Raw genomic sequence first — 10,564 nt, 5'->3', positions numbered from 1 at the left:
CCCGTCATCGGCGTCAACAAATACCGCGTCGAAACCGACGAGCAGATCGACGTCCTCAAGGTCGACAACACCTCCGTACGCGCCCAGCAGATCGACAAACTGCGCCGCCTGCGCGAAGAACGCGACGAACAGGCGTGCCAGGCGACGCTGAGTGCGCTGACCGCCGCCGCCGACCGGGGCGACGGCAACCTCCTCGCCCTGGCCGTGGACGCCGCCCGCGCCAAGGCCACCGTCGGGGAGATCTCCGACGCGCTGGAGAAGGTGTACGGCAGGCACGCGGGCCAGATCCGCACCATCTCCGGTGTGTACCGCCACGAGGCGGGCGGATCACCTCGCGTCGAACGCACCCGCGCCCTCGTCGGCCGGTTCGAGGAGGCCGAAGGGCGCCGTCCCCGCGTCCTGGTCGCCAAGATGGGCCAGGACGGGCACGACCGCGGCCAGAAGGTCATCTCCACCGCCTTCGCCGACCTGGGCTTCGACGTGGACGTCGGCCCGCTCTTCCAGACCCCGGGCGAGGTCGCCCGGCAGGCGGTCGAGGCGGACGTGCACATCGTGGGCGTCTCGTCCCTGGCCGCCGGCCACCTCACCCTCGTCCCCGCGCTGCGTGAAGCGCTCGCGGCCGAGGGCCGGGAGGACATGATGATCGTCGTGGGTGGGGTCATTCCCCCCGCCGACATTCCCACGCTCCTCGGCATGGGTGCCACCGCGGTCTTCCCGCCCGGGACCGTCATCCCCGACGCGGCCCATGATCTGGTGCGGCGGCTCGCGACCGAACTCGGCCACGAGCTGTAGCGCTCCCCCTCCCCCGCACAAGACGACTGCCGCTCGTGGTCACCTGGACGGTGACCACGAGCGGCAGTCGTCTTGCGGCAGGAGTCAGGACGTGGTCAGGACCTCGTGGAGGCGGGCCGCGAAACCCGTGGGGTGGGTCTTGAGGCCGTTGTGGCCGCCGGGGACGGATTCCAGCGGGGTGCCCAGACGGTCCGCCAGATTCCGGGCGCAGCGGTAGGACCAGCTGCGGTCGGAGGGGCGGCCGGCCAGCGGGACGACGCGGGCCGGTCCCGACTTGAGGGCGTCGAGGTCGGCGTCGGTCATCAGGTGGTGGCGGTAGGAGCCGATCTCGTGGGCGAGGAAGAACTCGATGTTGGCGAGCTGTTCGGGGGTCATGGGCGCCGGTGCGACGTCCGGTTCGGCGTCCTGGGCGGTCACGTCGATGTCGTTGAACCGGGCCATGTGGCCCAGTGCGGGACCCCAGCCGGAGGTGCGGTAGTCGCTCTCGGCCGCGGCGATCAGACCGGCGGCCGCCTCCCGGTCGGCGCCCGTGAGCAGGGCCAGTTCGGACGGCTCGTGCGCGGCGTACACCGACACCAGGTCGGGCCGGCGCGCGGTGAGGTGGAGACCGATGACTCCGCCGACGCTGTGGCCGAACAGCAGCGAGGGCCCGTCCGCAAGTGCCTCCATCAGCAGCGCCAGGTCCTCGGTGTGCACCTGCGGGCCCAGTTCCGGGGCGGGGTCGCCCACGGCGGAGCGGGACATGCCGCGCCGGTCGTAGGTGACGACCGTGTACCGGTCGGACAGCCGCTCGACGAGGGCCGCGGTGCGGCGCGCGTCGCCACCGCCGCCGTCCATCAGGAACAGCAGCGGCCCGGTCCCGGTCTTCTCGTAGTAGAGCTCGGTGCCCGGTACGGACACGTGGGCGGTCGTGGTCACCATGCGGGAACTTCCTTGATCGTTACGACCCCGGCGGAGCTGATCCAGCCGGGTCCCTGGGAGAGCAGCAGGACGTGGTCACCGGGTGCGAGCTCGCCGGTGCGCACCAGGTGGTCGAGGGAGATGACCAGGTCGGCGGCGCCGACGTGGCCGACGGAGCGGCCGAAGTCCCAGCTGGAGCGGGACATCGGGAGGCCGAGGGGGGCCATGACCGAGAACTCGATCATGCGCCCGTCCTGGTTGATGGGGATGACGCGGGCGATGTCGGAGGCGTTCAGTCCGGCGTCGACCAGCGAGCGGTGCACGATGTCGAGGTCGAAGGCGCCGATCCGCTCGACGGTCTCCGAGAGCGACATCTCCCGCTCGTTGAACAGGGCGGCCCGCTCGGCCACGGCCAGCTGCTCGCCCGCCCCGTCCTGCGGCGGCAGCAGCGACTCGTCGCCGCGGTGCCACGCCTCCAGTTCCGGCAGCGTCCCGGAGTTGACCGAGCGCACCTCGGCGAAGCCGTCCTCGCCGCTGAGCACGGCCGCGGCCGCCCCGTCGGCGAGGATGTAGGAGTCGCCGAAACCGCGCCAGCGGTCGATCAGCGGGGTGGCGAAGTTCTGCGCGGTGGTCAGCAGCACCGTCTCCACCTCGGCGGCGCCGGTCATCTGCCCGACCGCGACCTCCATCGCGGCGAGCATCCCGTTGCAGCCCTGCCGGATGTGCAGCGACGGCACCCGCCCGACCCCGAGTTCGCGCAGGACGTACGCGGGCGGATAGGACCCGTCGGGCCCCTGGTAGTAGACGCCGCTGTGCACGTGCGACTCGACGTCCTCGGCGTCCAGGCCGGACCGTTCCAGTGCCTGCCGGGCGGCGGTGACCGCCATGTCGAGCGCCGGTGTCCCGTCCGACACATGGGTGCCGGTCAGACCGCTCGCCTTGTACACCTCCTCGTCGTAGAGGCCGTCCGCGACCGCGTCCTCGGCACTCACCCGGCGGGGCAGGAACACCCCGACCGAGCCGATGTACACGCCTTCCACTCTCACGCCATGTCTCCTTGGTGACTCGGCTCTCTATCGGCCGAAGATCTGCTGCTTGATGTGCTGGGCCAGCTCGGCCGAGGTGGGCTGGTCGAAGACGACACCGGGCGGCATGCGCAGCGCGGTGACGTCGTTGAGGGCGTTGCGCAGGGCGAGTGCCGAGAGCGAGTCGAAGCCCATGTCCCGGAACTTGCGGTCGGCGTCGATGGCGTCGCCCGATCCGTGGCCGAGCACGTTCGCCGCGTGTTCCCGGACGAGGTCCAGGAGCAGGGCGTCGCATCCGGCGGCGTCCAGGGCGAGCAGCCGCTGCTTGAAGCCGCCTGCCCCGGCCGGGCCCTCCTTGACGGTGCGCCGGGCCGGTACGCGGACCAGGCCGCGCCACAGGGCGGGAAGCCGGCCGGCCGCGGCGAGCGCGGCAAGTGCCTCGAAGTCCGGCTCGGCCACGACGACTCCGGCCGCGCCGACCGCCGTCGCGGCGTCCAGCAGCTCCCCGTCGACGGGTCCGGCCGTCCCGGGGCGGCCGGACAGGGCCACGGCCGTGGTCCCGCGGCTGCGCAGCACCCGCGCCCATGCCTCCTGGAAGGCCCCGCAGGCTCCGTCCTCCTCGGAGAGCATGACGTACGCGGCTTCGGGCCCGGCCGCCTCGCACAGGGCCTGCGCGGTGCGGGCCGCGTCCGCGGGCGCGTCCACGGCGTGGACGACGGCGGTGACCGGGTGGGCCGGGGGGATCGCCGCGAGGACGTCCGCCAGGGCCGTCGGGTCGGCCGGGTCGACCGGGGCCACGGTCACCCGGGCGCCGGCTGCGGTGAGCCCGGCTTCGAGATCCGCCGTGTCCCACGCACCGGCCAGCAGCAGGTTCCGCACTCCGTGCCGCTCCACCAGCCGGCGGGCGTACGGCTCGGCCTGCCGGCCGACGACGAGGACCGTGCCCTCGGGGTCGTACGCGGGCCAGGTGCCGGCGACCGCCGGGGCGAGCCGGGGCACCTTGAGCGTGCTGCGGCGCAGGGCCATTTGGTCGTGGCCCGCGGCGATGGCCTTGACCAGGGAGCGCCACGACGCCTTGCTCCCGTCGGTGTCGGCCAGGACGAAGCGGTCCGGGTCCGTCTCCTGGGCGGCGCGGATCAGGCCCCATACCGCCGCGGCGGCGGGGTCGCCGCCCTGCGGCGCCGAGGCCGCGGTGGCGTCCTGGGTGAGGAACACCAGCCGGGAGCCGGCGAACCGGGCGTCCGCGAGCCAGGTGCGGACGCGCTGTGCCGCCTCCTCCACACCCCGGCGTACGGAGGCCGCGATGTCGCCGTCCGCGGTGGCCGCCACGGAGACCAGGACGACATCGGGCGCGGGTGCGCCCTCCGCCTCGATCCGGGCCGCCAGGGCGTCCAGGCCGGGGTGGGCCTCGGCATAGGTGCCCGCGGCCATGAGCCCGGAGCGGGCCCGGAAGACGTCCTCGCCGACCACCGCCCAGCTGTGCGGGGCCGCTCCGGCCGCCGGGGCGGGCTTCTCGTCGGTCCAGTCGACGGTGTACAGCCCGCCGCGCTGGGCGGAGGCCGCCTGCCGGACCCGGTCGTCGGCCCCGCCGTTCAGCAGCATCCCGCCGACGGTGGCGACGGGCGCCCCGTTGCCGTCCGCGATCTCGACGGCGACGCCGAGGGGTTCGCCGACCGTGGCCCTGACGCGCACGCGGAGGGTGGTGGCGCCGACGGCGTGCAGAGTGACGTCGCGCCACCGCACCGGGGTGGCCCCGGCCGGGAGTCCGGTCAGGACGGCGGAGCCGAGCGCCGCCTCCAAGAGGGCGGGATGCAGGGCGTACCCCGCCGGGTCGTGCCGGTCCGCCTCACCGGAGACGATCTCGGCGTACAGCTCTCCGTCCCGCCGCCAGGCCGCCCGAACGCCGGGCAGCGAACCCGCGTCGAGCGGTTCGGCGTCGAGCGGCGGCCAGACTTCGAGGTCCCACGCCGGAGCGGGCTCGTCGGCGGCCAGGACGGCCGTGGCGTGCCGGGTCCAGGCGGTGCCGGGAGCCCTGCCCTCACGGCGGGAGTGCACGGACAGCCTGCGCAGCCCGTCGTCCTCCGGCTCTCCGACCTCGACCCGCAGCTGCACGCCGCCCCTGCGGGGTACGACGAGGGGTTCGTGGAGCGTGAGTTCGTCCACCCGGCCGGTGCGCGCCTCCTCGCCGGCCCGCAGGGCCAGCTCCAGGAACGTGGCACCGGGCAGGGTCTCCGCGTCACCCAGCCATGGCTGGGCCGTGAGGGAGAGGCGCCCCGTGTAGAGCAGTGATCCGGAGCCGGGCAGCTCGACCGCCGCGCCGAGGAGCGGGTGCGGGACCGCGCCGGGGCCCAGGTCGGACACGGTGGGGGCGGCGGCGTGGGAGGCGGAGAGCCAGTAGTGCTGACGCTGGAAGGGGTAGGTGGGCAGGTCGACCGGGTGGGTGACCTCGGGAAGCTGCGGAGTCCAGTCGACGGGGACGCCGTGGGTCCACGCCTGGCCGAGGGACAGCAGGAACCGCTCAAGACCGCCCTCGTCACGGCGCAGCGACGGCACCGCGAGCGCCGCGACCGCACCGGCCGCCTCGAAGGTCTCCTGAAGACCGATCGTCAGAACCGGGTGAGCGCTGGACTCGATGAACGTGGTGAAGCCGTCCGCGAGCAACTTCCACGTCGTCTTCTCGAACTCGACCGTCTGCCGCAGGTTCCGGTACCAGTACTCGGCGTCCAGTGCCGCGCTGTCGACCACCTCATTCGTAACGGTCGAATAGAACGGGATCTCCGGCACCCGGGGAACAACCGGTGCCAGAAGCCGCGCCAGCTCCTCCTGGATCGACTCCACGTGAGGGGAATGCGAGGCGTAGTCCACCGCGATACGCCGCGACCGCACGCCCTCCACGTCGAGCACCGCGACCAGCTCGTCCAGAGCACTGTCCGTGCCCGAAACGACCGTGGAGGACGGGCCGTTGACCGTGGCCACACTCAGATCGTCCGGCCACCGCGTCAAGTACGAACGCACCGCGTCGGCGGGCAGCGCGACGGACAGCATCCCGCCCCGGCCGGCCAGAGCCTTGATCGCCCGGCTCCGCAACGCCACCACCAGGGCGCCGTCCTCCAAGGACAGCGCACCCGACACGACAGCCGCCGCGATCTCGCCCTGCGAATGACCCACGACCGCGTCCGGCACGACCCCGTAGGAACGCCACACCTCGGCCAGGGACACCATCACCGCCCACAACGCGGGCTGGATCACGTCCACCCGCTCCAGCAGACCGTCCGGGTCACCCTCCAGCAGCACCGCCAGCAGATCCCAGTCCGTGTACGCGGACAGCGCCCGCGCGCACTCCTCAAGCCGCGCCCGGAACGCAGGCGACGCCTCGAACAGACCCGCCGCCATACCGATCCACTGCGAACCCTGACCCGGGAACACGAAGACCGTGCGGCCCGTGACCGCCTCGCCCGTCACCACCGAGCCGGCCGCGTCACTCCCGGCCAGTGCGCCGAGGCCCGCGAGGAGCTCGTCGCGCCCACGGCCGAGCACCACGGCCCGGTAGTCGAATCGCTCACGTGAATCGACCAGAGCGGCGGCCACCGCACCCACCGACTCCCGCGGATTGCGCTCGACGAAGCCCGCGAGCCGCACCGCCTGCTCACGCAGGGCCGCCGGACTCTTCGCGGAGACCACCCACGGCACATCCGCCGGCGCCTCCGTCTCGACCCGGGACTCCGGCTCGGGGGCCTGCTCCAGGATCATGTGCGCGTTCGTGCCCGAGATGCCGAAGGACGACACGGCCGCACGGCGCGGGCGGTCCACCTCGGGCCAGGGCCGCTGCTCGGTCAGCAGCTCCACCGATCCCTGGGACCAGTCCACGTGCGACGTCGGCGCGTTCACCCCCAGGGTCTGCGGAAGGATTCCCTCCCGCAGGGCCAGCACCATCTTGATGACACCGGCGGCGCCGGAGGCGGCCATGGTGTGGCCGATGTTGGACTTCAGCGAGCCGAGCCACAGCGGCTGGTCGGCCGAGTGTTCCTGCCCGTACGTCGCGATCAGCGCCTGCGCCTCGATCGGGTCGCCGAGCCTGGTGCCCGTGCCGTGCGCGTCCACGACGTCGACGTCCGTGCCCGTCAGGCCGGCATTCGCCAGGGCCTGGCGGATGACGCGCTGCTGAGAGGGACCGTTCGGTGCGCTGAGCCCGTTGCTCGCACCGTCCTGGTTGACCGCCGAACCCTTGATCAGGGCGAGCACGGGGTGGCCGTTGGCCTGGGCGTCGGACAGCCGCTCCAGCAGCAGGACGCCCGCGCCCTCGCCCCAGGCCGTCCCGTCGGCCGCGTCCGCGAACGCCTTGATGCGGCCGTCGGTGGCCAGGCCGCGCTGGCGGCTGAACTCGGTGAACATGCCGGGCGTGGCCATCACCGAGACGCCGCCCGCGACGGCGAGCGAGCACTCTCCGCCGCGCAGGGACTGCGCGGCCTGGTGCAGGGCGACCAGCGAGGAGGAGCAGGCCGTGTCCACGGTGATCGCGGGGCCCTCGAGACCGAGGAAGTAGGCGAGGCGGCCGGATATGACACTGGTGGTCTTGCCGGTGAGCAGCAGGCCGTCGACTCCTTCCGTGGCCTCGTGCATGAGGGAGCCGTACTCCTGGAAAAGTGCGCCTACGAACACCCCGGCCTGGCTGCCCTGGACCGACTGCGGCGGGATGCCCGCTCGTTCGAATGCCTCCCAGGCGGTCTCCAGCAGCAGGCGCTGCTGCGGGTCCATGGCAAGCGCCTCACGCGGCGAGATCCCGAAGAAGTCGGCGTCGAACTCGGCCGCCTCGTAGAGGAAGGAGCCCTTGCGGACGTAGCTCTTGCGGGAGCGGTCGGGGTCGGCGTCGTACAAGGCCTCCAGGTCCCAGCCGCGGTCGTCGGGCAGGTCGTCGGCGGTGCCGGCGCCCGCGGCGAGCAGTTCCCACAGTTCCTCGGGAGAGGACACCCCGCCGGGCAGCCGGCAGCCGAGGCCGATGATGGCGATGGGGTCGTCGTCGGTCCCGGCGCCGGCGGTCGCCGGGCCCTGGCGGACGGCCGCCGGGGCCGCGGTCGTGTCCTCGACGCCGAGCAGGCCGCGCAGGTGGGCGACCATCGCGTCCGGGGTCGGATGGTCGAAGACGGCGGTGGCCGACAGGCGCAGCTTGGTCGCCTCACCGAGGCGGTTGCGCAGTTCGACGGAGGAGAGGGAGTCGAAGCCGAGCGTCTTGAACTTGCTGTCGGGTCGGATCGACGCCGGGGAGGAGTGCCCCAGCACGGTCGCCGCGTTGGTCCGTACGAGGTCCAGCAGGGCCCGGTCCAGGTCGCTGCCGGCGAGTCCGGCGAAGCGGTCGCCCGTGGCCGCAGCGGCCGACGCGGCGGCACGGCGCGCCGTACGGGCGCGGACGAGTCCGGAGAGCACGGGCGCCAGCGAGCCGCTGTCGGCCTGGGTGCGCAGCCGGGCGAGGTCGAGACGGGCCGGGACGAGGGCGGCGCCGGGGTCGGCGAGCGCCCGGTCGAAGAGGGCCAGGCCCTCGGACGAGCCGAGGGGCACCAGACCGGCCCGCGTCATGCGGGCGAGGTCGGCCTCGTCCAGGTCACCGGTGAGTTCGCTGCGCTGGTCCCAGAAGCCCCAGGCCAGCGAGGTGGCGGGGAGGCCGGCGGCCCGGCGGTGCGCGGCGAGGGCGTCGAGGTAGGTGTTGGCGGCCGCGTAGTTGGCCTGGCCGGCGCCTCCGATGGCCCCCATGACGGAGGAGAAGAGGACGAAGGCGGCGAGGTCGGTGTCGCGGGTGAGTTCGTGCAGGTGCCAGGCGGCGTCGGCCTTGGGGCGCAGGACGGTGTCCAGGCGCTCCGGGGTCAGTGCGGTGACCGTGCCGTCGTCGAGGACGCCCGCGGTGTGAATGACGGCGGTGAGCGGGTGGTCGGCGGGCACGGCGGCCAGGAGGGCGGCGAGCGCCTCCCGGTCGGCGGTGTCGCAGGCGGCCAGCGTGACGGTCGCGCCGAGGGCTTCGAGCTCGGCCCGCAGTGCGCCGGCCCCGGGGGCGTCGGCACCCCGGCGGCTGGTCAGGAGGAGGTGGCGGGCCCCGTACGCCGTGACCAGGTGGCGGGCGAAGAGCGCGCCCAGGGTACCGGTGCCGCCGGTGATCAGGACCGTTCCCTCGGGATCGAGTGCGGGCGGCACGGTCAGGACGATCTTGCCGACGTTCTGTGCCTGGCTCAGGAATCGGAAGGCCTCGGGGGCGCGGCGGATGTCCCAGGCACGGACCGGCGAGTGGTGCAGTGCGCCCGACTCGAAGAGCGCGACGATCTCGGTCAGCATGTGCCGGAACTTCTCGGGATTCCGGTGCGCGACCTCGATCAGGTCGAACGCCTGGTAGGCCACCCCGGGATGGGCGGCGGCGACCTCGTCCGCGTCGCGGATGTCGGTCTTGCCCATCTCCACGAAGCGGCCGCCGCGCGGCAGCAGCCGCAGGGAGGCGTCCACGAACTCCCGCGCCAGGCAGTCGAGTACGACGTCCATGCCGCGGCCGTCCGTCGCCTCCCGGAACCGGTCCTCGAAGTCGAGGGTGCGTGAGGAGGCGATGTGGGCGTCGTCCAGGCCGGAGGCCCGCAGCGCGTCCCACTTGGCGGGGCCGGCGGTGCCGTAGACCTCGGCGCCCAGGTGGCGGGCGAGCTGCACGGCCGCCATGCCGACTCCGCCCGCGGCGGCGTGTACGAGGAGGGTTTCGCCGGACCGCAGTCCGGCGAGTTCGACCAGGCTGTGGTAGGCGGTGCCGAAGACGATGGGCATGGCGGCCGCGTCCTCGTACGACCACGCGTCGGGGATGCGTACGACGAGCCGGTGGTCCACGACCGATACGGGTCCGAAGGAGCCGGGCAGCATGCCGGTGACCCGGTCGCCGACGGCGAGACCGGTGACGTCCGCGCCGGTCTCGGTGATCACACCGGCGCCCTCGGTGCCCATGGACGCCTCGCCCGGGTAGACGCCGAGCGCGATCAGCACGTCACGGAAGTTGAGCCCGGCGGCCCGGACCGCGACCCGCACCTCCATCGGCCCGAGCGGGGCGGCCGCCTCGGCACCGGGCACCAGGGTGAGGGCTTCCAGGGTGCCGCGGGCGGTGACGTCCAGGTGCCAGGGCTCGTCCCCGGCCGGGGGGACCAGGATGTCGGGGCGCCCCGCCGCACGGGCGAGGCGCGGGACGAGCACCTTGCCCGCGCGCAGGGCGAACTGCGCCTCGCCGCCTGCGAGTGCGGCCGCCAGGGCCGCGGCGGAGGCCGGGTCCTCGTCCATGTCCACGAGGACGAAGCGTCCGGGGTTCTCCGTCTGGGCGGTGCGCAGCAGACCCCAGACGGGTGCGTACGCCGGTGCCTCGGGCGCGGTCGCGGAGTCCGTCGCGACGGCCCCGCGCGTCACGACGACCAGGCGGGCGTCGGCGAACCGGTCCTCGGCAAGCCACTCCTGGACGGCGGTGAGCACGTGGTGGACGGCGGCCCGGGCGGCGTCCGGCGTGCACCGGTCGTCCGTCCCGTCGGCGCTCAGGAACAGCAGGGCATCGGTGGAGTCGCCGTCCGTCCGCGCGTCGCGGAGAGCGGTGAGGTCCGCGTGACGGGTGGCCCGTACGGACGCGGGCCCGGCCCCGACGACGACGAACGGCCGGGCGTCGGTGTCCTGGGCGGCCTGTGCCGGGACCCAGTCCAGGTGGTACAGCGCGTCGTCGGCGCCACCGGGAACCTGCCCCAGCTGGGCGGGGGCCACCTCTCGGAGTGCGAGGGAGGTGATGGTGGCGACGGGTTGTCCGGTGGTGTCGGTGATGTGGAGGGTGATGCTGTCGGGGTGGGTGGGGGTGA

Annotated in this window: 4 protein-coding genes; 1 reads left to right on the top strand and 3 read right to left on the bottom strand. The window is 73.7% G+C overall.

The genetic code is table 11. The annotated features are described in order from the left end of the window. Positions 1 to 792 (top strand): methylmalonyl-CoA mutase family protein (locus AB0L33_RS35050; RefSeq protein ID WP_365687811.1); only part of this gene is annotated, 792 nt, incomplete at its 5' end. 84 nt (positions 793 to 876) lie between these two features. Here AB0L33_RS35050 and AB0L33_RS35045 read toward each other — a convergent pair. Genes AB0L33_RS35045 through AB0L33_RS35035 form a run of 3 tightly spaced genes read right to left on the bottom strand, consistent with a single transcriptional unit; the run spans position 877 to position 10,472 of the window. Beyond that, positions 877 to 1,713 carry an alpha/beta hydrolase gene (locus tag AB0L33_RS35045; protein ID WP_365687810.1) on the bottom strand — a complete coding sequence of 279 codons (837 nt, stop codon included), beginning with the start codon at positions 1,711 to 1,713 and terminating at the stop codon, positions 877 to 879. Continuing rightward, positions 1,707 to 2,738 (bottom strand): ketoacyl-ACP synthase III family protein, encoded by a 1,032-nt coding sequence (locus tag AB0L33_RS35040; protein WP_365687808.1) that lies wholly within the window; start codon positions 2,736 to 2,738, stop codon positions 1,707 to 1,709. Before AB0L33_RS35040 ends, AB0L33_RS35045 begins: the two co-directional genes overlap by 7 nt. 27 nt (positions 2,739 to 2,765) lie before the next feature. After that, positions 2,766 to 10,472, bottom strand: a complete 7,707-nt coding sequence (locus AB0L33_RS35035; RefSeq protein ID WP_365687807.1) for an SDR family NAD(P)-dependent oxidoreductase — start codon at positions 10,470 to 10,472, stop codon at positions 2,766 to 2,768. Positions 10,473 to 10,564: the final 92 nt, after the last annotated feature.

The organism is Streptomyces sp. NPDC052299 (assembly GCF_040679335.1).
Taxonomy (GTDB): domain Bacteria; phylum Actinomycetota; class Actinomycetes; order Streptomycetales; family Streptomycetaceae; genus Streptomyces.
This window is presented reverse-complemented; position numbering and strand designations above follow the sequence as displayed.

What these genes read in the sequence shown, in the direction of transcription:
- AB0L33_RS35045 (WP_365687810.1), bottom strand. Translation starts at nt 1,713, where the DNA reads ATGGTGACCACGACCGCCCACGTGTCCGTACCGGGCACCGAGCTCTAC.